The sequence below is a fragment of the Pseudomonas sp. BSw22131 genome (assembly GCF_026810445.1).
Classification (GTDB): domain Bacteria; phylum Pseudomonadota; class Gammaproteobacteria; order Pseudomonadales; family Pseudomonadaceae; genus Aquipseudomonas; species Aquipseudomonas huanghezhanensis.
Genome location: NZ_CP113949.1, coordinates 3,243,541 through 3,265,067 on the forward strand (window position 1 = coordinate 3,243,541; position 21,527 = coordinate 3,265,067).

Annotated in this window: 24 protein-coding genes and 2 tRNA genes; 13 read left to right on the plus strand and 13 right to left on the minus strand. The window is 58.2% G+C overall.

Annotated features, from left to right (window positions below):
- Positions 1–6: 6 nt before the first annotated feature.
- Together OYW20_RS14420 and OYW20_RS14425 are read left to right on the plus strand one after the other, a co-directional pair.
- Complete coding sequence (locus OYW20_RS14420) at positions 7–2,238, plus strand: xanthine dehydrogenase family protein molybdopterin-binding subunit (protein ID WP_268796649.1); 2,232 nt, start codon at positions 7–9, stop codon at positions 2,236–2,238.
- A gap of 632 nt (positions 2,239–2,870) precedes the next feature.
- Positions 2,871–3,500 (plus strand): hypothetical protein, encoded by a 630-nt coding sequence (locus OYW20_RS14425; RefSeq protein ID WP_268796650.1) that lies wholly within the window; start codon positions 2,871–2,873, stop codon positions 3,498–3,500.
- Between the two features lie 64 nt (positions 3,501–3,564).
- Here the strand turns inward: OYW20_RS14425 and OYW20_RS14430 are convergent, their stop codons facing one another.
- A complete protein-coding gene (locus OYW20_RS14430) occupies positions 3,565–3,909 on the minus strand; it encodes a 2-oxoacid ferredoxin oxidoreductase (RefSeq protein ID WP_268796651.1) in 345 nt (114 codons plus the stop codon).
- Positions 3,910–4,002: 93 nt separating this feature from the next.
- Positions 4,003–4,551, minus strand: coding sequence for a DUF4174 domain-containing protein (locus OYW20_RS14435; RefSeq protein WP_268796652.1), 549 nt, complete (start codon positions 4,549–4,551; stop codon positions 4,003–4,005).
- Positions 4,552–4,767: 216 nt separating this feature from the next.
- Between OYW20_RS14435 and OYW20_RS14440 the strand changes: the two genes are divergently transcribed.
- On the plus strand, positions 4,768–4,995 hold the full coding sequence (locus OYW20_RS14440) for a hypothetical protein (protein WP_268796653.1): 228 nt from the start codon (positions 4,768–4,770) through the stop codon (positions 4,993–4,995).
- A 199-nt stretch (positions 4,996–5,194) separates the two neighbouring features.
- Here OYW20_RS14440 and OYW20_RS14445 read toward each other — a convergent pair.
- Positions 5,195–5,271, minus strand: a tRNA-Val gene (locus tag OYW20_RS14445).
- A 247-nt stretch (positions 5,272–5,518) separates the two neighbouring features.
- Here OYW20_RS14445 and OYW20_RS14450 point away from each other — a divergent pair.
- Positions 5,519–5,857, plus strand: a complete 339-nt coding sequence (locus OYW20_RS14450) for a hypothetical protein (protein WP_268796654.1) — start codon at positions 5,519–5,521, stop codon at positions 5,855–5,857.
- A 146-nt stretch (positions 5,858–6,003) separates the two neighbouring features.
- Here OYW20_RS14450 and OYW20_RS14455 read toward each other — a convergent pair.
- Positions 6,004–6,080, minus strand: a tRNA-Val gene (locus tag OYW20_RS14455).
- Between the two features lie 195 nt (positions 6,081–6,275).
- Here OYW20_RS14455 and OYW20_RS14460 point away from each other — a divergent pair.
- Positions 6,276–7,559, plus strand: a complete 1,284-nt coding sequence (locus OYW20_RS14460) for an NAD(P)/FAD-dependent oxidoreductase (protein ID WP_268796655.1) — start codon at positions 6,276–6,278, stop codon at positions 7,557–7,559.
- A gap of 70 nt (positions 7,560–7,629) precedes the next feature.
- Here OYW20_RS14460 and OYW20_RS14465 read toward each other — a convergent pair whose 3' ends face one another.
- The 3 genes from OYW20_RS14465 to OYW20_RS14475 form a co-directional block, all read right to left on the minus strand.
- Positions 7,630–8,259 (minus strand): peptidase C39 family protein, encoded by a 630-nt coding sequence (locus OYW20_RS14465; protein ID WP_268801140.1) that lies wholly within the window; start codon positions 8,257–8,259, stop codon positions 7,630–7,632.
- A 566-nt stretch (positions 8,260–8,825) separates the two neighbouring features.
- Positions 8,826–9,590, minus strand: coding sequence for a TerC family protein (locus OYW20_RS14470; protein ID WP_268796656.1), 765 nt, complete (start codon positions 9,588–9,590; stop codon positions 8,826–8,828).
- Positions 9,591–9,623: 33 nt separating this feature from the next.
- On the minus strand, positions 9,624–9,872 hold the full coding sequence (locus OYW20_RS14475; RefSeq protein ID WP_268796657.1) for a hypothetical protein: 249 nt from the start codon (positions 9,870–9,872) through the stop codon (positions 9,624–9,626).
- 131 nt (positions 9,873–10,003) lie between these two features.
- Between OYW20_RS14475 and nhaR the strand changes: the two genes are divergently transcribed.
- Positions 10,004–10,900, plus strand: coding sequence for a transcriptional activator NhaR (nhaR, locus tag OYW20_RS14480; protein WP_268796658.1), 897 nt, complete (start codon positions 10,004–10,006; stop codon positions 10,898–10,900).
- 48 nt (positions 10,901–10,948) lie between these two features.
- On the opposite strand, the gene OYW20_RS14485 is transcribed toward nhaR, so the two are convergent.
- Positions 10,949–11,458, minus strand: coding sequence for a DUF1993 domain-containing protein (locus OYW20_RS14485; protein ID WP_268796659.1), 510 nt, complete (start codon positions 11,456–11,458; stop codon positions 10,949–10,951).
- Between the two features lie 138 nt (positions 11,459–11,596).
- Here OYW20_RS14485 and OYW20_RS14490 point away from each other — a divergent pair, with 138 nt between their 5' ends.
- Positions 11,597–12,265 (plus strand): YceH family protein, encoded by a 669-nt coding sequence (locus tag OYW20_RS14490; RefSeq protein ID WP_268796660.1) that lies wholly within the window; start codon positions 11,597–11,599, stop codon positions 12,263–12,265.
- Between the two features lie 30 nt (positions 12,266–12,295).
- Here OYW20_RS14490 and OYW20_RS14495 read toward each other — a convergent pair whose 3' ends face one another.
- On the minus strand, positions 12,296–13,108 hold the full coding sequence (locus OYW20_RS14495; protein ID WP_268796661.1) for a shikimate 5-dehydrogenase: 813 nt from the start codon (positions 13,106–13,108) through the stop codon (positions 12,296–12,298).
- A gap of 227 nt (positions 13,109–13,335) precedes the next feature.
- On the opposite strand from OYW20_RS14495, the gene OYW20_RS14500 reads away from it, so the two are divergent.
- The 3 genes from OYW20_RS14500 (at position 13,336) to OYW20_RS14510 (ending at position 14,329) form a co-directional block, all read left to right on the plus strand.
- Positions 13,336–13,698 carry a hypothetical protein gene (locus OYW20_RS14500; protein WP_268796662.1) on the plus strand — a complete coding sequence of 121 codons (363 nt, stop codon included), beginning with the start codon at positions 13,336–13,338 and terminating at the stop codon, positions 13,696–13,698.
- Positions 13,699–13,818: 120 nt separating this feature from the next.
- A complete protein-coding gene (locus tag OYW20_RS14505) occupies positions 13,819–14,013 on the plus strand; it encodes a hypothetical protein (protein ID WP_268796663.1) in 195 nt (64 codons plus the stop codon).
- Positions 14,014–14,146: 133 nt separating this feature from the next.
- The gene (locus tag OYW20_RS14510; RefSeq protein ID WP_268796664.1) at positions 14,147–14,329 is read left to right on the plus strand and encodes a hypothetical protein; all 183 of its coding nucleotides are present in this window, start codon (positions 14,147–14,149) and stop codon (positions 14,327–14,329) included.
- A 115-nt stretch (positions 14,330–14,444) separates the two neighbouring features.
- On the opposite strand, the gene OYW20_RS14515 is transcribed toward OYW20_RS14510, so the two are convergent.
- Positions 14,445–15,005: a hypothetical protein gene (locus tag OYW20_RS14515; protein ID WP_268796665.1), complete on the minus strand. Its 561-nt coding sequence runs from the start codon at positions 15,003–15,005 to the stop codon at positions 14,445–14,447.
- 286 nt (positions 15,006–15,291) lie between these two features.
- Between OYW20_RS14515 and pbpG the strand changes: the two genes are divergently transcribed.
- Positions 15,292–16,227 (plus strand): D-alanyl-D-alanine endopeptidase, encoded by a 936-nt coding sequence (pbpG, locus tag OYW20_RS14520; protein ID WP_408005408.1) that lies wholly within the window; start codon positions 15,292–15,294, stop codon positions 16,225–16,227.
- Between the two features lie 136 nt (positions 16,228–16,363).
- Here the strand turns inward: pbpG and OYW20_RS14525 are convergent, their stop codons facing one another.
- Complete coding sequence (locus OYW20_RS14525; RefSeq protein WP_268796667.1) at positions 16,364–17,296, minus strand: magnesium transporter CorA family protein; 933 nt, start codon at positions 17,294–17,296, stop codon at positions 16,364–16,366.
- A gap of 4 nt (positions 17,297–17,300) precedes the next feature.
- Positions 17,301–18,899 (minus strand): RimK family protein, encoded by a 1,599-nt coding sequence (locus OYW20_RS14530; RefSeq protein ID WP_268796668.1) that lies wholly within the window; start codon positions 18,897–18,899, stop codon positions 17,301–17,303.
- 92 nt (positions 18,900–18,991) lie between these two features.
- Here OYW20_RS14530 and OYW20_RS14535 point away from each other — a divergent pair, with 92 nt between their 5' ends.
- Complete coding sequence (locus tag OYW20_RS14535; protein ID WP_268796669.1) at positions 18,992–20,098, plus strand: GNAT family N-acetyltransferase/peptidase C39 family protein; 1,107 nt, start codon at positions 18,992–18,994, stop codon at positions 20,096–20,098.
- 392 nt (positions 20,099–20,490) lie between these two features.
- Positions 20,491–20,949, plus strand: coding sequence for a DUF2214 family protein (locus OYW20_RS14540; protein ID WP_268796670.1), 459 nt, complete (start codon positions 20,491–20,493; stop codon positions 20,947–20,949).
- A 146-nt stretch (positions 20,950–21,095) separates the two neighbouring features.
- On the opposite strand, the gene OYW20_RS14545 is transcribed toward OYW20_RS14540, so the two are convergent.
- Complete coding sequence (locus tag OYW20_RS14545; protein WP_268796671.1) at positions 21,096–21,389, minus strand: ArsR/SmtB family transcription factor; 294 nt, start codon at positions 21,387–21,389, stop codon at positions 21,096–21,098.
- Positions 21,390–21,527: the final 138 nt, after the last annotated feature.

Genomic DNA, 21,527 nt, shown 5'->3' on the forward strand with positions numbered 1-21,527 from the left:
ACCCTTATGACTGAAGCAATGATTGGCTCAGGGCCTCGCCGCATCGACGGTCGCCGCAAGGTGTCCGGCGAAGCGATGTACGCGTCCGACCATCACCTGAAAAACATGGCCTACGCCTATGGCGTGTTCAGCACCATCGCCAGTGGCAAAATCACGGGTCTTAATCTGGACGCGGCGCGTAAATCCCCCGGCGTGCTGGACATTTTCCATCACGGCAACTTTCCGCAGCTGTACCACAACTCGGCGTTACCGATGTCGTTCGCCAAAATCCTCACCGCAGCGAAATCCGACGAAAGCCGCCTGCCCTTCGAGGACGAAACAGTTTATTACGCCGGACAGTTTGTGGCCTTGGTGGTCGCGGACACGTTCGAGCATGCCCGCGCCGCCGCTTACAAGATCGACGTCAGTTACAGCAAACGTGAAGCAGTGGCGAATCTTGAGCAAGGCATGAAGACAGGGCAATTGCAAAACGGCAGCCCCGGCCACCAACGCGGGGACGCGGGCGGTGCGTTCACAAGCGCCGCACACAGCATTGACGCGACCTACACCACGCCGGTGGAAACCCATAACCCGATGGAAATGCACGCCACCGTCGCCAGTTGGGAAGACGGTCGTCTGATCGTGTACGAAGCGACGCAAGGCGTGGTCGCTCACCGTAATTCGCTGGCGAAGATATTCGGCCTGATTCCTGAAAAGGTGGAAGTGCGCGCGCCGTTCATTGGTTCGGGCTTTGGCAGCAAGTTGTGGATCTGGCCGCATTCGGTGGCCGCATGCGGCGCAGCCAAGGTGCTGGGCAGACCGGTGCAACTGGTCGTGCCCCGGCAACAGATGTTTTCCACCACTGGCCATCGCCCTGAAACCCGTCAGCACCTGCGGCTGGCCACGGATGATCAGGGCAAACTGGTTTCCGTGAGCCACGAGTCGATCAACACCACTTCGTTCACCGACCCCTTCAAGGAAAATTGCGGGACGTCGACCAAGAGCCTTTACAGCTGCCCGAACGTGCTGGTTAGCCATAAGCTGATCGAGGTCAATCGGGGCACGCCGACGTCGATGCGCGCCCCTGGTGCCGCGCCCGGTCTGTTCGCGCTTGAGTCGGCAATGGATGAAATGGCGGACAAGATCGGCATGGACCCGCTGGCGTTTCGCAAGCTCAACGTCGCCGACCGCGACGAGAGCCAGAACCTGCCGTGGTCGAGCAACCATTTGCAGGAGTGCATCGACAGGGCGGCAGAGCGTTTTGGCTGGAGCAAACGCGACCCCAAACCCGGTTCGATGAAGGACGGCACCGAGATCATCGGTTACGGCATGGCCGCCTGTAACTGGGACGCGTATCGCACGCCGGCCGAGGCCCAGGTGTCGTTGCGCGCAGACGGCACGGCCTATGCCATTTGCGGCGCGCAAGACATTGGTACAGGCACTTACACGATCATCGCTCAGGTCGTCAGCAGCCTGACCGGCATCGCGCTGGACAAGATCGAGGTCGAGCTGGGGAATTCGTCCTTCCCGCCCGCGCCGGTTTCGGGCGGCTCTTGGGCCACCGCCAGTGTATTGCCCGCGATTGCCGAAGCCACACGTCAGGCGATCGAGCAGTTGAAAGCGTATTCCACCGGCCCCAAAGGCGTGCTGGTGGGCACCAAACCTGAGGAGATTACCTTCGAGGAGGGTCAGCTCAAGAGCGGCGGCAAGTCGTTCGCCATCGTTGACGTGCTTAAGGCTCAGAAGCAATCGAGCGCCTTCGGCGAAGCCAAAACCGGCATGAATGACACCAGCAAGTTTTCGTTCCGCTCGTTCGGCGTGCATTTTGTCGAGGTGCGATGGGACCCGGGCATTTCGCGGTTGCGCGTGTCGCGGGTGGTCAGCGCGATCGACGTCGGCAAGATCATCAACGACAAGACGTCACGCAATCAGGTCGAGGGCGCGATCGTCATGGGCGTTGGCATGGCGCTGTTCGAAGCCACCGACTACGACGAACGCAACGGCATGCCGGTCAACGACAACTACGCCGAATACGTGGTGCCTGTGCACGCCGATCAGCCGGAAATCGATGTGATCCTGCTGGATTATCCGGACCTGGAACTCAATGAGTTCGGGGCACGCGGCATCGGCGAGATCGGCATCACCGGCCTGGCCGCAGCGGTCGCCAACGCGGTGGCTCACGCTACTGGCAAACGAGTCCGGGATTTGCCGATCACCCTCGACAAACTGATGGACCTGCCGCCTACGATGAGTGCGTAACCCTGCACGCTCGCGCCTGCAGATCGGTGCCCAACCGGCAGAAACGATATTGCTTGTGAGCTGACAAGCCCTGGCGAGGCCGCGATGCAATATGTCTGATACACCGCAATCGCGGCCTCGCGCTGGCTCGTCAACTCTCATCAAACATCAGATATGTCATTGATTTAAAAGGCCCCAATATTTCGCTTCTGCCGCAGGCGTGGGAGCTCGGCTTGCCAGCGATGGACTGCGCAGCAGTCCTGAAATCAGATGCCCTAGTCGTTCCTGACACGCCGAGTTGTCAGGATTTGTTGCCGCTTCGCGGCAAATCGCAGGCAAACGGAACGCCGCCCGGCCAGCTCCCACGCCCTTCGGACAGAATCAAAAAAAGAAGCGCGTACTGCCAATGTTTGCTGCGCGAAAGCGCGGCGTCTGGACGACGGGGAATCTCCTACAGAAGTTATTTGCAATAGCCTGTAAATCCTTCGCCCACGCGAATGAATTCGCGCCTACAGATTGGTGTCCGACAGGCAGGAACGACGCCCTTTATGCAGGAGCTGACGAGCCTTGGCGGGGCTTTGCGTTTTGGTACCACTCATTCACGAGACAGCGGTGTAAGCTCCTGCACAGACTTCTGCCGAAGGAAACCCATCATGACTACCCTACGCACGCGAGTGCGAAACACCCTGTTGATCTCCGGCCTGTTTAGCGGTGCTTTGTTGCTGGCCAGCCCTTCGCAGGCACAAGACACGGCGCCGGTGCGTGTGCGAGGCGCGATCACCGCCATTGAAGGCGACCTGATGAGGGTGCATACAAAGGCCGGTGAAGACCTGCAGGTCAGCCTCGATAAAGACACACTCGTGCGTGGCGTCACACTGGGTGACGTGTCCGGAATCAAACCCGGAAGCTACATCGGTTCAGCCGCCGTGCCGTTGCCGGATGGCACGCTCAAAGCACTGGAAATCCATGTATTTCCCCCTGAACTGGCCGGAACTGGCGATGGCCATCGGGCGTTCGATCTGGGCAAGGACAGCACCATGACCAACGGTTCGGTGGGCGATCTGGTCACCAGCAACGGCCGAACCATGACCGTCAACTACAAGGGTGGCCAGAAAACCATCGTCGTCCCGGATGATGTACCCGTCGTCAATCTGGTGCCGGGCGACCGTAGCCTGCTCAAGCCGGGCGTGAAGATTGTGATGCAGGCCCGGAAAAATGCCGACGGCGCGTTGAGTGCCCTGTCCATTTCCGCAGGCGAAAACGGCGTGACCCCGCCGATGTAACATCCGCTCGATAGTGCGAAAAAAAACCGGCGAATTCGCCGGTTTTTATGCACGTGTCGGACGACTACAAGCAGGTCGCTACCACCGCCCCGCGCTGGTCTTTCACGGGCGCATTTGGTTTCGCGTAAAAACTGATGCGGGTTGTGCCGCCCTTGCCGACCACATCGGCAAAGTATTGGGCCTCAGTGGTGTAAACGGTGAAATCGCCTGGCGCGTTGGTCTTCATGAACACGTCGGCGACGTCGCCGAACATCTGCACGTCGGCCCAGGTCACCTTCACGCATTCGGCCACGGCCGCCGCAGGTTTCTGGCTGGAATACACCTGGACAGGTCCTGCTGATCTGGTTTGGTTCAAGCTCATGCAGCCCGTCAACAGCATCAATGCCGCTACTCCCGCCCACTGTTTCATGTCATTCCTTGCCGTAAAAAGGGAGCGATATTAGCAGCATGGTCAAGGCGCGCACATGCCCGCCTGACCCTGTCGCCTTTGAGCTACGCGGACTCAATCGTCCAGTGCGGGTGCCGGCGCTACTGCTTTCGCGCCCTTACCAGGCTTGCCTGCAGGTGCGGCCTTGGGTTCAGCTGCGGCTGGCACCGGTACAGCGGCAGCGGCTTCTTTCTCGGCCATCGGCATTTGATCGATGGTGCCGAAGATTTCCTTCGGATCAATCGGGCCGACGTGGTCGATTTTCTTTTCGCCGTCTTTGCCGACCAGAATCACCTGCGCCTGGGTTTGCGGCTTGACGCCGAGCTTGAGCTCACGGATCAAGGCCATGGTGCTCTGGGCGTCGAGGTCTTTACCGTTGCGTTGACCAATGGTGTTGACGATGGTGTAAAGCACCATGTCACGCTTGACGAAGGCTTCACGGTTGGCGGGTTCTTCGAGGTTCTTTTTCAGGCTCACCAGCGTCGGGTCCACCGTACTGGAAGCGATGATGATCAGCGGACGGGACTTGCCACGTTCCTGGGCCAGTGGGGTATCACCGTCAGCGGCCAGCAGCGGAGCGCTGACGGCAAACAGGATGGCAAGGGTCAGTGACCGAATAAACATACACACCTCCTTTCGATTTCCGTGCACTGATGATCGCGCATCGTGGCGAAAGGTCCAGTGTGGATTTCAAATAATCCTGTTTTAAACAGCTGTGGACACCCCGTGATCCAATCGAAACCCGAACGCAGGCCGCGTGCGCTATGATGCGCGGCGTTCATGCAGGTGCGCTGTTGCGCGCAGCTGTGAGGCCAACCGTCAGGTTTTCAGGAGAATGAAGTGGGGCTGAAGAAGTCATCGATTGAATTGAAGCGCGACCTCAATGGCGTCGCCGCCGATCTGGAGCGCACCGCTGCCGAGATCAGCCGCCTTGCCGAGCGCGTAAAAGACGTGGATGTGGTCGCGGTGCTGCATCTGATGAACCAGCTGTATAAAGACGCCGACAAGCTCAAGGCCTACGCTGACGAAGTCAAAGCCGGACGCATTACGCGGGGCAAGGCGGAGTAAACGGCCCGCAGGGTCGATAGCGTGTTTATCGCAACCCTTCGCCAGAAATCCGGAAGTAACGACTGAGGATCGCCCGCGTCAGCGATCCTCTCGCCCTGGTGGCGCCGGCCATTCAGAAGCATGACAAAAACACACGCGCACAAAAAAGGCCCACCTTTCGGTGGGCCTTTCTAGACCGGCAGCAGGACCGGATTTTGTTTGGTAGGCGCGACTGGACTCGAACCAGCGACCCCCACCATGTCAAGGTGGTGCTCTAACCAACTGAGCTACGCGCCTGCTGTGGGTCGGCATTCTACGGATATTAAAAAGGGTGTCAACGTCTTTTTTGCACACTAAGCCTATGAATACGCAAATTTTTTTCCAGTGCTGATCTACGCAATAAATCAGTGTGCGAAGACGCCCGATCCTCCCTGCCCTACATTCGGCACCTCCTCGAAATGACCGCTCGTCGCCGCAGTGGCACCCTTTGCGCAGCCGCTAGCCCAACATCAGGCAAGTACTCATAACAATGGAGAGTGCCCCAATGATTAAACTATTGACCGCCTGCACCCTGACCGGCCTTCTGTGTGCAGCTTCTGCCACAGCGCTGGCGGGTGCGACCTCACCGGCTACGCCTGGCATGGGCGCCACGCCTTCGCAAACCGGGGCTGACCCGCGCACACAAGGCAACGACGCCTCCAGACAGGGCGTCCAGTCCAGCGACGATGCTGACAAGGCTGGCGTTAAAAAAGGGTCGATGAGCGATAACTCCAACGACGGCAATTCCTACGACGGGAAAAGCAAATCGGAAGATAAAAAACCGATTGGCAGCGGTCCTGGTGGTTCCACCGACGGTAAAGGTCCTGGTGGCGCAGGCGGTTGATAGCGCGTCGTAGCTCACGAAAGCCTGGCCTTGCGCCGGGCTTTTTTGTGAACGCTTATCGCAAATCAACGTTAGAGAATTCAAAGCATAAAAAAAGCGATCCTTTCGGATCGCTTTTATGTACCGCCAGCAGAGCGGATTTTGTTTGGTAGGCGCGACTGGACTCGAACCAGCGACCCCCACCATGTCAAGGTGGTGCTCTAACCAACTGAGCTACGCGCCTGCTGTGGGTTCGAATCCTACCGGGACGAGTTTTTTTGTCAAACGCTTTGTAAGCCTAACCTGCTGAATCTAAACTCTTTTTGATGTTTTAACAGGCCCTTACCTCCACGCTCCAGACCCTTGTCGCAGCTGGTGAGAGCATTTCATCTCAGGTAGGATCGCCCCATTCGTAAAAAATATAAAACGGGGTTACAGGATGGCGAACACTGCATATCCGGCGTCTTACTACGCTGCTTCAGCGAATGCGGCGCCGGACCGCCCTGCGCTCGCGGGTGAGGTACACACCGACGTCTGCATCATTGGCGCCGGCTACACCGGCCTGTCGAGCGCGCTGTTTCTTCTGGAAGCCGGCTTCAGCGTTACCGTTCTGGAAGCGGCGAAAGTCGGCTTCGGCGCATCGGGCCGCAACGGCGGACAGATCGTCAACAGCTACAGCCGCGACATTGACGTCATCGAGCGCAGCGTGGGCCCTCAACAGGCGCAATTGCTGGGTGAAATGGCATTCGAAGGCGCCAGGATCATCCGGGAGCGAGTGGCGAAGTACCAGATTCAATGCGACTTGAAAGACGGTGGCGTGTTCGCAGCCCTGACACCCAAGCAGATGGACCATCTGCAGGCCCAGAAGAAACTCTGGGAACGCTACGGCCACACTCAGCTTGAGCTGCTGGACGAGCGCCGTATTCGCGAAGTCGTGGCGTGCGATCAGTACATCGGCGGCATGCTCGACATGAGCGGCGGCCATATTCATCCGCTCAATCTGGCGCTGGGTGAGGCCGCTGCAGTCGAGTCGCTGGGCGGCATGATCTATGAGCAGTCGGCGGCCATCCGCATAGAGCGAGGCGCCAGCCCCGTTGTCCACACGGCGCAGGGGCAGGTTCGGGCGCGCTTCGTGATCGTCGCCGGAAATGCCTATCTGGGCAATCTCGTGCCTGAACTGGCCGCCAAATCGATGCCGTGCGGGACGCAGGTGATCGCCACCGAGCCACTGAGTGATGCGCTGGCCAAAACACTGTTGCCTCAGGACTACTGCGTCGAAGACTGCAATTACCTGCTCGACTACTACCGCCTGACCGCAGACAAGCGCCTGATTTTCGGCGGCGGCGTGGTGTATGGCGCTCGCGACCCGGCCAACATTGAGGCCATCATCAGGCCCAACATGCTCAAAGCGTTCCCGCAGCTCAAGGATGTAAAAATCGATTACGCCTGGACCGGTAATTTTCTGCTGACCCTGTCGCGCTTGCCACAGGTGGGGCGTCTGGGCGACAACATCTATTACTCCCAGGGCTGCAGTGGCCACGGCGTGACCTACACGCATCTGGCAGGCAAAGTGCTTGCTGAGGCATTGCGCGGTCAGGCCGAGCGCTTCGACGCCTTCGCCGGGCTGCCCCACTACCCTTTCCCGGGCGGGAACTTGCTGCGTACGCCGCTCACTGCGTTGGGCGCCTGGTATTACAGCCTGCGTGACAAGCTGGGTTTCTAGGACTGGCATTGCGCGAACGCACACACAAAAACGGCGCCCAAACAGGCGCCGTTTTCATTTAGCCTTATCCTTACTGCGTGCTGTTGACGGCCTTGACCGCCTCGCCTGCGGCCTGTTCCTGCCCCGCCTGCGCCAGTTCATTAGCCGCTTTGAGCCAGCGCTCGCGGTCCACTTGAGCGGGTAACTGACGCGGGCCCTGAATCAGAATGGCCCAGCTCCCGGCCTCCTGCCAGGCCGAGGTAAAACTGTCGAAGCTCATCAACATCCGCCGGTTTTGGCCCACGTGCAGCACCACGGTTCGCTTGCGTTGGTTGAACCCGATCAGCACGCCGTAACGCGGCTCCTTCCACCAAACCGAGCCATGGGAAACACGCACCATCACCGGATAGCCGGCAGAGACCTGGGCCAGGAGTGCTTGCAGCGCGTTATCCAGCGGGTACACGACGAAGCCGTACTGGCGCGCAAGATGGGGCATGCTTTGCTGAAGGGCCGCTTCCCCTCCCGGCAACTTCAGGGGCTTCTCGACCAGCCCAGGCGTAATTTGCACATTGTGCGCCGACAACATGCCGGCCAGCGCGCCAGGCGCGCTTTGATAGTCATCACCCCGAAAGAACGGCACCGAGTTGAGTTCTACCCGGTCAGGCAGCCGCTTGTATTCAGGCTCCACACTGCCCGCACAACCGCTCAGCGCCAGCACCATGGCCAGCGTCCACCACGTGCGCTGGCGGCCAGCGGCGTGAAATCGAGATATTACCGACACGTCGTTCTCTCACTTCTAGGCAGGTCGAGCAACCGCGACCTGATCTGGAGGCCGATCATAGAGCGGCCGAGGGGTCGGGTATAGCGCCAATCCTCAGTGAACGACGGTAGATAGAACAAAACAGTCATGCCATACAGCCACTGGTCAAATTCCGGCAACATAGCCCGTACTAGACTGTCGATTACTGAGACGAAGAAAAGGCATATAAGCCGGAGGGACCTATGGGCCTCGGAATGACAATCGTGATGTTGATCGCTGGATGGATGGCCGTGGCGCTGGCCATGCTCTGGGGTGTACTGAGGATCTCTCGCCGTCACCACCCTCATCCACAAACCGAACTGGAACCACGCGTACCAATGGCTCACATAAAGAGCAGGCCCGCTGCTTCGCACTGAAATGCTTCAACAAAAGGCTTTGCTTCAATAACAGGCGTACATGAAAACGGTCGGTGATGGATGCCCATCCCGACCGTTTTTGTTCAGTGCAGCCCATTTAGGCCAACTGGTTTACGCCTTATGCGTTGCGGCCTCTTCGGCCATACTCTTGCGCTTGGCACGGCGGGACAACATGTTCAGCACTTCAATCAGCGTCGAGAACGCCATAGCAGCGTAGACGTAGCCTTTGGGCACATGCGCCCCGAAGCCTTCGGCAATCAGCGTCATACCGATCATGATCAGGAAGCCCAGCGCCAGCATGACCACGGTCGGGTTATCGTTGATGAACTTCGCGAGAGGCTCGGCGGCTACCAACATCACAACCACAGCCGCGACAACAGCGATGATCATGATCGGCAAGTGCTCGGTCATGCCAACGGCGGTCACGATACTGTCAATCGAGAACACAAGGTCGAGCATAAGGATCTGACCAATCGCAGCGGCCATGCCCAAGGTGACAGTCGAAGACAGGGTCTTCTCTTCTTCAGTCTTGATGTCGACGCTGTGATGGATCTCGGTCGTGGCTTTCCAGAGCAGGAACAGACCACCGGCGATCAGGATCATGTCTTTCCAGGAGAACACCTGGCCCAGAATGTCGATCACTGGCTCGGTCAACTGAACGATCCAGGCCACGGTACTGAGCAAGCCCAGACGCATGATCAACGCCATGCTGATACCCAGACGCCGCGCTTTGGTGCGCTGGTGCACCGGCAATTTGTTGGTGAGGATCGAGATAAAGATCAGGTTATCGATGCCCAGCACGATTTCCATTACCATCAGTGTCGCCAAAGCAACCCAGGCTGCGGGACTTACAGCCAATTCCAGAAGATATTCCATTACGATGTCTCTGCTTCAATGATGACGAGGGGGTTAGATTTCCTGGCCGGATTTGCCGGCCTTGTCTTCTTGCTTATCTTTTTGTTCAGGCTCTAGTGTAGACAACTGATTTTTTGCATCGTCCAATGCCTCGGTAGCGGCTTTGTGCGTGTCGTCGATGACCTGCCTGGCTGAGTTGGCGGCGGCGCCCACTACCTGTTTGGTCGAGTTTTCAATCTGGTCGCACCCCGCCAGACCGAGTAGCGAAAGCGCCAGCAGCGATGCGCAGATGGATGTTTTCATGACGTCCTCATTGTTCAGTGTCGAGCGCAGTAGATGGCCCGGCGATGGCACGCATTCTAGGGACGCAAACAGTTCAGGAAAATTCGTATTTTCAAGGTATATACTTCGGTTTTTACGAAGTGATGACCGCCATGCTCAATTACCGACAACTGCATTACTTCTGGGTTGTAGCCAAAACCGGCAGCATTGTGCGGGCCTGTGAGCAATTGAACCTGACGCCGCAAACCATCAGCGGCCAAATCAGCCTGCTGGAACAGACGTTCGGCGTGGACCTGTTCAAGCGGGTGGGTCGGCAATTGGAACTGACCGAAGCAGGCCGCCTCGCCCTGCCCTACGCCGAGCAAATGTTTCAGCTGGGCGACGAGCTTGAAGCCCTGTTGCGGACCCAGCCAGACGAACAACAGATTCTGTTTCGCGTGGGGGTCGCCGACGTAGTGCCTAAATCCATCGTCTATCGCCTGATCTCGCCGACGATGGAGCTCAGCGAGCCGATGCGTATCAGCTGCCGGGAGGACCAACTGGAGCGACTGCTGGCAGACCTGGCGATCCAGCGTCTGGACTTGGTTATTTCGGACAGCCCGATGCCGTCGCACCTGGACATCAAAGGCTACAGCCAGAAACTCGGTGAATGCGGCGTGAGCTTTTTCGCCACACGTGCGCTTGCCGAACAGTACGGCAACGATTTCCCCCACGGCATGCAAGGCGCACCCCTGCTGATACCTGGCCAGTTGACGGTGGTCCGCAGCCGCCTGATGCGCTGGTTTGCCGAGCAGAAAATCCAGCCGAAGATCGTCGGAGAGTTCGACGACAGCGCCTTGATGAAGGCCTTTGGCAAGTCGGGCAGCGGGATTTTCATGGCGCCCAGCGTGATCGCCGACGAGGTAATTGCACAGTACGACGTGGTGATGATTGGCCAGACCGACGCCGTGACCGAGTCGTTTTATGCCATCTCGGTGGAGCGCAAGGTCAAGCACCCTGGCATCGTGGCGATTACCGAAGGTGCCCGACGCGAGCTGTTTACCGACTGACGCGCGTTACGCGCAACTGCCAGGTTTGGCGCAAATCAGCTGCGACGCTTAGTAGGCGCCCATGTAATCGCGCTTGCCGACTTCCACACCGTTGTGACGCAACAGGGCGTAGGTGGTCGTGACATGGAAGAAGAACTGCGGCAGCGCGTAATTGAGCAGGTACGACTGCGCGTTGAGGCGCTTCTCTTTCGGGGTACCGGGGCGCAGTACGATTTCCAGCTCTTCATTGCCGTCCACTTGCTCGGGCTTTATGGACTCAATAAAAGCCAGTGCTTTGGTCAGCAATGCTTGCAGGTCGGCGAAGGTGGTTTCCGAGTCTTCGTATTTTGGTGCATCTACCTGCGCAAGACGCGCCGATGCACCTTTGGCGAAATCGACAGCGATCTGCACCTGACGAACCAGTTGGAACATGTCCGGATACAGGCGCGCCTGCAATAGGGCGTCTGGCTGGATGTTTTTGTCGGTGGCGTGGGCTTCAGCTTTGGCGAGGACGTCGCCCAGAGCGGTCAGCATTTGTTTGAAAACAGGCACGGAGGCAGCGTACAGGGAGAGGGTCATGATGGTTCCTGATGGTTCCTGATGGTTCCTGATGGTATGAGTCGCAAGAATTAGCACGGTGAACATGCGAACGCGGCTTGTCTTTTACCTCATCGAGCCCCTACCCTCATAGCCTTTTCACCGCCCAGGGAACGCGCCATGTCCACCGAGCTGGATCCAGTGAACGCTGCACAAGAACACGCCAAGCTGCAACTGAGCAGCACCGAGGTCCGGATTCTGGGCTGCCTGGTCGAGAAGCAGGCCACTCACCCCGAAACCTATCCCCTGACCCTGAACGCGCTCGTGCTCGCGTGCAACCAGAAGACCAGCCGCGAACCGGTGATGAACCTGACCCAAGGTCAGGTCGGCCAGGGCCTGCGCGCGCTTGAGGGAATTCAATTGACGCGCCTGGTGATGGGCAGCCGCGCCGACCGCTGGGAGCACCGCATCGACAAGACGCTGGAACTGGTGCCCGCCCAAGTCATTCTCACCGGACTGCTTTGCCTGCGCGGTCCACAAACCGTCAACGAGCTGCTGACCCGCAGCAACCGCATGCATGATTTTGAAGACACCGAGCAAGTGATCCATCAGTTGGAGAGGCTGATTGGCCGAGGGCTAGCCGTGCTGATTCCCAAGCAGGCTGGCCAGCGCGAAGACCGCTACATGCATGCACTGGGCGACCCGGCTGACATGGAGGCCATCGTCGCCGCGCGGCATGGCACGTCTTCTGAGCGGGCAGCGAGCAGTTCGGCGGCCTCAGAGCGGATCGACGAACTGGAAGCGCGGATCGCGGCGCTCGAGGAGCGACTGACCAAGCTTGAGGCTTGAGTCAATGGCAGTAGCGTGTGCCACCGAGGCTCAACTGCGAGCAAACGCTGCCGCCGCCTGATACTGCGCATCCGTTGGCGTTACGCCGGTGTACAAAATGAACTGCTCAAGGGCCTGGATGGCTGCGACCTCATCGCCCGTGATCACACGCTTGCCACAGGCGTCGGCGTGGTTGATGAAGGGCGTGCGTGCAGGCGTGGCAACGACATCGAACGCAGTTTCGGCGGCCTCAATCGCCACTTTGTCGAACGCAAGCTCCTCAGACTGCGCGCCGATCATTCCCAGAGGCGTGACGTTGACCAGCAAGGGAGGACGTTCAGCACCCAGCTCCGCCTGCCACTCAAACTCTGTGGACGAGGCCAGAGCACGTCCAGCCGCTTCATTGCGGGCCACAATCAAGCCGTCAGTGAACCCTGCATCGCGCAGCGCGAAAGCCACGGCTTTGGCCATGCCGCCACTTCCACGCAGGGCAAACCGGGTGCGCGGCACGGCGTGGGTTTCGACCAACTGCGCGATGGCGATGTAATCGGTGTTGTAAGCCCTCAAATGGCCGTCGGTATTGACGATGGTATTGATGGACTGGATAGCGGCAGCCGAGGGGTCCATCTCATCGATAAGCGCAATGCACGCTTCCTTGAACGGCATCGACACGCCGCAGCCACGAATGCCAAGCGAGCGCATGCCGGCGATGGCGGCAGGCAGGTCACTCGGCGAGAAGGTTTTGTAATAGAAGTTCAGACCCATCTGCTCATAAAGATGATTATGAAAGCGCACACCAAAGTTACCGGGGCGTCCGGCGAGGGACATGCACAACAGCGTCTCTTTGCTTGCCGTGACGGGCATTGAAATCTCCTGAACGGTATTAGAAAAGCACACTGATAAAGGCGTAAGATCAGCTATCCGCTCGAACAGCGGATCAATTGTCATTAATAAGCGCCGAATACCTTACACAAAATTTACGCAGCGGCTTGGCAGATTTACAAAAAGTCGCTGTCTGATCAGTTATCCCGTGGCAGTGCCTGAGCGTATCGCAGGCTCGCGACAACGGGACTGAACACCGAGGAACAGTCATGATTCGTCACATTCCCAAGGTTGCCTTGTTGTTAGGTGCCCTAGCCCTTGCAGGCCAAGCTCAAGCCCATGGCGGCGGGCCAGGTTGGGGTGGAGCGGCGGTGATAGGTGCAGTGGTCGGTGGCGTCGTGGGCGCAGCCGTCGTCAACTCAGGTCCAAGGACCGTGTACGTGCAGCAGGAGCCGGTTTACGCGCCCGCACCGGTCTACTATGCGCCGCCACCGCCACCGGTTTACTACCAGCCGGCGTACGTGGTTCAACAGCCGGTCTATTATGGCCCGCCGCGTCACTATGGACCGCCACGTGGCTACTACGGCCCACCACCGGGCTACTACCGTGAAGGCGGCCCAGGCCGCTGGTAAAAATTGTTGCTGCTCTACCAGCCCCGCCTGTCAGGCGGGGTTGTCGTTTAAGGGCTATAAGCGCGCAATGCTCGCTGCCTGGACACTCAACGATCATTAATAAGAACGGGAACGCCCGCCATGCCAACACAAAATCCGCATCGCGCCGCTGGGCTGTGTATTTCGAGGAAGGTTTATAGCGTGCTGACAGAACTCAAAAGCCTGGAAGGCCACCGCGCCGCCAAGCTCGTCGCATTAATGGCCAAAAACCTCGTCGACAAAGGAATGATTTCTGAGCACGAAGTGATCGCAATGCTCGATCAGGTGGTTGACTGAACGACCCCTGCCCCTTGCAGCCCGTGCCATTGACGCGGGTGCTCAGATTATTAATGACGACTATCGAGAATGATGATTTCTGCCAGTGACGCTTGCCCCGTAAGGTAGCCCCCAAGACAGAGGGGAAGCATTTATGACGAACGTTCAAATCATGTCAGTCATCGGCAGCGCAGTCCCGGCTCAGCTCAGAGCGCGCGGTTTGCTGGCCTGCTGGTATCTGGTTCAAAACGGTGAGCCTGTCAGTGGCCCCCTGCAGTCGCTGCCCGACGCGCAGGCCCTTTCTTTAAAGCTTGAAATACCCCGCTTGAACAGCTGACTGCGACGGAGCACTTGCACGACACCTGACATCGCCCCAAACTTCCTTCAAGCCCGCCTCCCCTGACGCGGGCTTTTTGTTGACTGCCGATCAATGATTGGGTAGCGGGGGCCGTTCAGACGCGCTCTGCCATCGTGGCGTTGACCTGACAGCGGTGAGCGAGCTTCTGCAGGCGTTTCTCCAGTGCCATCAGCACCACGCGGTCGGATCGGCCGCTCTCTATTTCGTCGGCAAGATCGTAGGCGACCAGGCGCAGTTCGTGGGCAATCACCACGCGGTCGTCGTTCTGATCCAGTTTGTGTGACTCGAACAGGCGATGCAGGTAGTCATCCAGCGTGCGTTGCACCCGATGACGGTCAGTAGCCCGCAGGTGCTGCAGATTGACCATGACCTTGGCCAGAATCTCGTTCAGCTCACCGCACAGGTATTGGATACGGCGCGCGTAGCCGGTTTCCCGATCGCGCAGCACTTTCTGTTGCGCCGCCAGGTTTTGCCCGTTCTGGATAGCCGGCACTGAAACCGCCATCATCAGACCGACAACCAGGCCAATGGCCTGAATCCAGCCAGCCCAGTCAGTGGGCCGCACCAGAAAACCGGCAGCAAACAAGAGCACCGCAACAACTGCCGCGACAAACACCAGAGCGGCGTAATCCTTGCTGATAAAACCCTTGGGCATTGCACGACTCCTAGGTCTGGTTGGCATTAAGCATTCGATGTCGTGGAATGCTAATAGCTGTCCGCCAGGACTTCCATGAATATCGACAATGCGCAGCCAATCAACGCTTTTTGGATTCGATGCATTTCCGTTCAGCCTACGTTTGGATTCATCTTACTTTTATTGACGAAACCTCCTACACACCCCATCGACATTGGCTGAAGCATGCTCCTAAAATGCGCCATTCCTGAATACCCTGAACAACCCACGCCCTGCGGCGTATTCCAACTATAAGTGAGCTTTGCTCTTGAAAATTCGCGTATCACTAATAAGCCTATTATTTGCATTTACAGGCGCCGCACTTTCCACCAGTGCCCTTGCTAGCGAACCCGCTGCCTTTAATCGTGACCCATCGCAACTTCATCTGGCCTCCGGCAGCGCCATGATCACCGACTTGCGCACCGGGCAAGTGCTGTACTCCAGTAACCCTGACGTCATTGTGCCGATTGCGTCGGTGACCAAGTTGATGACCGCGATGGTCACACTGGACGCGAAGTTGCCGATGAATGAGATGGTCAAAGTCGACATCTCCCAGACCGCAGAAATGAAAGGTGTATTTTCTCGGGTAAAACTGGGCAGCGAACTAAATCGCCACGACATGCTGCTAATCACGCTGATGTCTTCGGAAAACCGCGCGGCCGCCAGCCTCGCACACAGTTATCCGGGCGGTTATCCGGCGTTTATCAGGGCCATGAACGCCAAAGCCAAGTCGCTGGGCATGGCACACACCGTCTACATGGAGCCGACCGGACTGTCCGTGTTCAACGTCTCCACAGCACGTGATCTGACCAAGCTCGCGTTGGCCGCGCGCAACTATCCGATGCTGAGTGAGCTGAGCACCACACCTGAAAAAACCGTGACTTTTCGCAAACCGACGTATGTATTGGGCTTCAGTAACACCGACCATCTGGTGCGCAAGTCCAACTGGGATATCAAGCTGACCAAAACCGGTTTCACCAATCAGGCGGGGCATTGCCTGGTGTTGTTGACAAGCATGGCTAACCGGCAGGTGTCGGTAGTTATTCTGGACGCCTTTGGCAAGTTCACCCATTTCGCCGACGCCAGCCGCATGCGTTTGTGGATGGAAACCGGCAAGAGCGGCCCGGCCCCGGAAGTTGCCCTGCAGTACAAAAAAGACAAGAACCTGGTGATGAAACAGAAAGGCCTGCAAGCGTCAGACTGAAGTCACGCACTCCCCTGTAGGCGCTAACTTGTTGGCGAGGCGGCGCCACGCGAATGAATTCGCGCCTACAGGACACGCGTAATGGGGGAATCAATCCCGCCCGCTCGCGAATGCATTCCGGTATCCAAACTCAGCCTTAATGGTATGAGCGCGCCATGCGTTTGAGCCCCAGCACCATCGCGACACCGAGACCGGCCATCCCGACCAGCAGCGTCGGGTAGCTGATCCACCAGGGGATCGGCGTGGTCATCATGCTGAACTCGGACATCCCGCCAATCCCCGCCAACAGGTTCAGCGGCAGAAACACCACGTTGATCAACGTCAGTTTGCGCAACAGGTTGTTGGTGTTGTTGTTCACCAGATTTCCCCGCGCATCCATCAGGCTGGCGAACACCGTTGAGTAGATCTGTGCCTGTTTGTGGCACTGATCGTTCTCGATGATCATGTCCTCGATCACCGCCAGAGTGTCCGTTGCGTACTGATGCTTGAGGGCGTGGTTGCGCAACCGGGTCAGCACCGAGCCATTGCTGTCGATGGCGTTGATGTAATACACCAGGCTTTCGCTGAGGTTGAACATCTGGACCAGATGCCGACTGTCCATCGAGGCGTTGAACTGCTGTTGCAACTCGCGGGCGATCATTTTGATCACCTTCAGGTGCCCCAGATAATGGTGAATATTGTTGAACAGCAACTCCAACAGCACATCCAGCGGATGCGCCATCGGCCGGTGAGAGCCCAGGCCCGCCAGTTGCGTGTCGTCGGGGCACAGCAGGACCATGTGCTCCGAAGTCAGCAGCAGCCCGAACGACGACACATCGAACGAAAAGCTGTCCTGCCCCGAGTAGTTTTCCGGGCGCTTCCAGATCAGAAACAGCGCATTGGGGTGAAACTCGATGCGCGACACCTCGTCTGGGTCCAGCGCCGACTCGAGCGCGTGATCGTCCAGGTTAAAGCGCTCCAGCAACACCATTCGCTCAGCAGCGTCGGGATTACTGAACCACAACACACTGGCCTCTGGCTCCGGGCACTCCAGCAGCCTGCCCGCCTGCAATCGATGTCCTTTTATCAACGCTTCACCATGCCTGACCGCGACGTTTGATTTCCAGGCGTCGGATGAACTCCTCCAGCACCAGCGCGTACAAGTCGTCCTGCAACCAGGCATCCTCGATCCCGGCATCGAGGTTGGGGTTGTCGTTGACCTCAATCACCACCACGCGGTCACCTGACTGCTTGAGGTCCACGCCGTACAGCCCGTCGCCGATCAGATTGGCGGTTTTCACGGCCAGGTCCACCACGGCGCGCGGCGCATCGTGGACCGCAAGTGTCCGGCATTCGCCATTGATAGCCGCGCCCTGCGCCTTGTGGTTGTAGATCTGCCAGTGGCCCTTGGACATGAAGTACTGACACGCAAATACCGGTTTGCGGTTCAGCACGCCAATGCGCCAGTCGTATTCGGTGTACAGAAACTCCTGTGCCAGCAGCAACACCGAGTGCTCGAACAACTCACTGGCCGCTGTCTGCAAATCCCTTGCGTTGTGAACCTTGATCACGCCTTTGGAAAAACAGCCGTCAGGGATTTTCAACACCAGCGGAAAGCCCAGCCGCGCCGCCACCTGCTCAAGCTCATCAGGCCGGTCCTTGTACAAAATCTCGGTAGCCGGCATGCCCAGGTCGTGGCTTTTGAGCAAATCGGTGAGGTAAACCTTGTTGGTACATCGCAGAATCGACGCAGGGTCGTCCATCACCACCAGCCCCTCGCTCTCGGCCTTTTTTGCGAAGCGGTAGGTGTGATTGTCGACGCTGGTGGTTTCACGAATCAGCAGCGCGTCGTACTCGGCCAGGCGCGAGTAATCCTTTTTCTCGATCAGCTCGACATCCACGCCCATGCGCCGGCCGACGCGAATGAAGTTCTCCAGCGCCTTGGCGTTGGACGGCGGCAGTGCTTCCTGCGGGTCGTGCAGGATCGCCATGTCGTAGCGAAAGGTCCGGCGTGAGCGCGGCTGGCGCCAGATCTTGCGGCTGAAACGGTCCAGAGATTCGGCGAACTGATCCTGCTGACGGTCCCGCAGGCGCGTTAGCGAGCCGGTCTTGACCCCTTCGATGCGCCAGGTCTCGCGCTTGCGAAACTCAACCAGCAGAATCGGTGCCGGAAACGCTTCAAACAACTGCCGGGCAAGGTCCTGCAACGGTTGCAACTCGGTCTGACCGAAGTACAGCGTCAAGGTAAAACCTTCGGTTTCATCGTAGGGATGATCGCGCAAGGCATGCTCAAGGCGCTTGTCCAGGTCATCCAGCGCCAGGCCGTACAATGATTTTCGAGACAGTTCGCTAATGGTTTTGACCGAAGGAATGACGTGGTGGCCCCGCGCCTCCGCCAGTAACGAGCAGTAATAGCCATGCCCGAGGTAACGATAACTGCGGCACAGGTTGATGACTTGAACGCGCTTGCCGGCTGAGCCCTCCAGCGGCTTCTCCAGGTAATCCTGAGCAGTGATCAAATCCTCGCTGGGGAGGTAAGAAGCCCAGTCTTCCAGGCGTTCGACCACAATGACCAACTGACTTTGAGCGCATACTCTTTGAGCGGACAATGGCCGCAGCGATTCAATATTTAAATTTGCCGAACGTCCTGGTTGTGCTGATACTTCATCCGTCTTCACCGGCACCGCATTCATGAGTCGTGATCCTTCGGGAAACAAGTCCTTTCTATAAACCATGGCTTTGTAGAAATGTCCCGTTTCGTTATTCACTCTTTACGGTCGCCGACATGAACTTTATATATCGCCCCGCGCAACTCGCCGATGTTGATGAACTGCTGAGACTGGAGAATCAATGTTTTGAAACCGACCGCCTGAATACGCGCAACTTCCAGTGGATGGTCAGCCGTGCGAACGCCAGCCTGATCGTGGCAGAAGCCGGGGATCATCTGGTGGGTTACGCACTGGTGCTGTTTCATCGCGGCACTTCACTGGGTCGTCTTTACTCGCTGGCAATTGCTGATGCAGCACGTGGTCGTGGCCTTGGCACCCAGTTGCTGGCGCGCGCCGAGCAGCAGGCCGTAGAACGTGATTGCGCCTACCTGCGCCTTGAGGTGCGCCCGGACAATGCGCCCGCTATTGCACTTTATGAACGTCAGGGTTATCGCCTGTTTGAGCGCGTGGACGACTATTACGAAGATCACGCGCCGGCGCTGCGGTACGAAAAGCTCATTCGCGAGCATGCCGAACGCAGCGCCCGACGCATTCCCTATTACCGACAGACCATGGACTTCACCTGTGGTCCGGCGTGCCTCCTCATGGCGATGAAAGCCCTGCAGCCCTCGCGGGCCATGGCCCGCGACGAAGAGCTGCAGATCTGGCGCGAAGCGACCACCGTGTTCATGACCTCGGGCCATGGCGGTTGCAGCCCGCAAGGTCTGGCGCTGGCCGCCTGGCGACGGGGCTTCGACGCGGGCTTGCAGGTGTCCGTAAAAGGGCCGCTGTTTCTGGCCGGGGTGCGCAGCGAGGAAAAAAAACAGGTCATGCGCCTGGTGCATGAAAGCTTCAGCCGGGAACTTGCGGCCAGCACTGTCGAGATGCTCGGAAACGGCGCACTGGACCTTAAGTCCCTGAAGCGGAACCAGGCGCTAGCCCTGGTGCTCATCAGCAGCTACCGCCTCACCCGCTCCAAAGCGCCACATTGGGTGCTGGTGACCGATGCTGATGAGGACTTCGTTTACTTGCACGATCCGGACGTTGACCATGGCCAGCAGCGTCAGCCCCTTGATTGCCAATACATGCCGGTGAGCCATCGTGAGTTCGCCGGAATGAGTTGTTTTGGCGCCGACAGACTCAGGGCCGCAGTGATTGTTTATCGGCTGAGGGAGAGCACTTGATAGACCCCGCGTATAAACAGTACAAGTGGGTAGCCGATGGGCGTAAAGAGTGCGTCATGTTGATTGCATCAAGTACTCGTCGGATGGATGAATACAACTTCTGGCTGCGAGCCCACCGCTCGCCTTAATCATGGATAACTCAGTGGACAATTCAGTCATCGGTCTTATTGTTATTTGCGCGATTGCGCTGTTTGGCATCGTTTCGTTTTGTTTTGAGTTCCTGTACGACCGCCAGCAACGCGACAAATCCAGACGCTAGTTGCAGCGCTGCCCTGCGTAGCAGCTGCAAACTTATTTTCAGGCGCCAGCCTCAGCGCGCCCGGCGCATTGCCAACGACCCGCTAAGCTTGGTGAGTGGATGCTTGCTTATCGATTGCCTGGGGGTATGGACCATGCTTTTCAAATGGGTGCTGGCTGCGTTGCATTTGTTGGCTTTTGGTTTTGCGTTGGCAGCGGTGCTGGCGCGTGGACGGGCATTGAGAAGGCTACACACGGATGACCCGCGATCTTTTCGCGACGTCTTCGTGGTGGACAACATCTGGGGGATTTCCGCTGCGACTCTGTTGATTACTGGTGTGTACCGCGCCTTCGGCGGCCTGGAGAAAGGTTCGTTCTACTACCTGCACCAACCATTGTTCCACCTGAAAATCACTGCCTTCGTGGCCATTCTGGCGCTGGAGGTGATCCCCATGATTGCGCTGATCAAATGGCGCATTGCGTTCAAGCGCCAACAGCCCATCGACACTTCCCGTGCCCGGCGCTTTGCGCGTATCAGCCACATGGAAGCGGCCTTGATGGTGATCATCGTGATTGCCGCAACCGGCATGGCACGCGGCAATCTGTTGAGTTGAGCCGCTGGCGGCACGCCGGGAAAACAGTGCCACCAGGCGATGGATCGGCGTCCCCCGCACGCTGCAGGCGCCAATTTATTCGCGAGGCGTCAATGCGGGTTCAAGCTTTTGGAAGCCTGCCCATGGCTCGTAAATATCCTGCGCTGTCAGAGCTTCATCAACTGCCGCGCATAAGCGTTCAGCGTTTCGCGCTGTACAAGGTAGCTCACGTATTTCCCTTCTCGCAGCGTCGAAACAAGCCCTGCGCGTTCAAGCTCTTTGGTGTGGTGTGACACCGTCGCCGCGCGGACCGGGTGAGCTTTGAGCAGCTCGGCGCAGGGGACCGCGCCAGTGGACGAAGCGATCTGCACGAAGATCTGGTATCGCCTCGGATCTCCCAATGCGCGGGAGATGAGCACCATGTGCGCATCGGTCAACGGAGAGTGATGTGCAGTCGTCATGAAGATCTATTCGCTCCCATGCAACCTCCCTGTCGTGAAAAGAATGCGTCGAAACTGGCGAGCCACATGAGCCAGCCCCATCGCAGCCATTGCCTGCAACTTAACGATGTAGAGCAACAGTCAGGCGTGACGTTCAGC